Source organism: Cellulomonas bogoriensis 69B4 = DSM 16987 (assembly GCF_000767165.1).
GTDB classification, from domain to species: domain Bacteria; phylum Actinomycetota; class Actinomycetes; order Actinomycetales; family Cellulomonadaceae; genus Actinotalea; species Actinotalea bogoriensis.
Genome location: NZ_AXCZ01000438.1, coordinates 1 through 560 on the forward strand (window position 1 = coordinate 1; position 560 = coordinate 560).

General features: G+C 75.5%; 2 pseudogenes. Both read left to right on the forward strand.

The window, feature by feature from the left end:
• A pseudogene (locus tag N869_RS18195) lies at positions 1 to 244 on the forward strand (N-acylglucosamine 2-epimerase); the annotation flags it as partial.
• A gap of 89 nt (positions 245 to 333) precedes the next feature.
• Positions 334 to 560 (forward strand): annotated as a pseudogene (locus N869_RS15900) (hypothetical protein); the annotation flags it as partial.

Below are 560 nucleotides of genomic sequence, written 5' to 3' on the forward strand. Positions count from 1 at the left end.
CGCCCTGGTCGGCCCGCCCGGCGGGGCGCGGGACGAGCTGCGGCGCACCGCCCTGCACTCCACGGCACCAGGTCTGGTGCTGGCGGTGGCCGACGACGGCGAGAGCGACGCGCCCGTCCCGCTGCTGGCCCACCGGCCCACCCTCGGGGGCCGACCGACCGCGTACGTGTGCCGGGGGTTCGCGTGCGAGCAGCCGGTGACCGGGGCCGGGGCCCTGGAGGCATTGGTCAGCCCGACGGCCTGAGTGCCAAGGTGGTGACCCGGGCCGTTCGTCCCCGACCGGGCCGTGGCGGGGCACGGACCATGGACCAGCAACCGGACAAGGGGTGAGGCATGACGCAGCGTGTGGTGGTCGTCGGCGGTGGGTACGGCGGGGCCTGGTTGGCCAAGCAGCTGGACCAGGACCTGGACGTGGTCCTCGTGGAGCCCAAGGACGCGTTCGTGCACGCCACGGCCTCGCTGCGGGCGGTCGTGGACCGCGACTGGCAGGACCGGGTGTTCTTCCCCTACGACGGGCTCCTCCAGCGCGGGCGGATCGTCCGCGACCGGGCCCGGCGGGT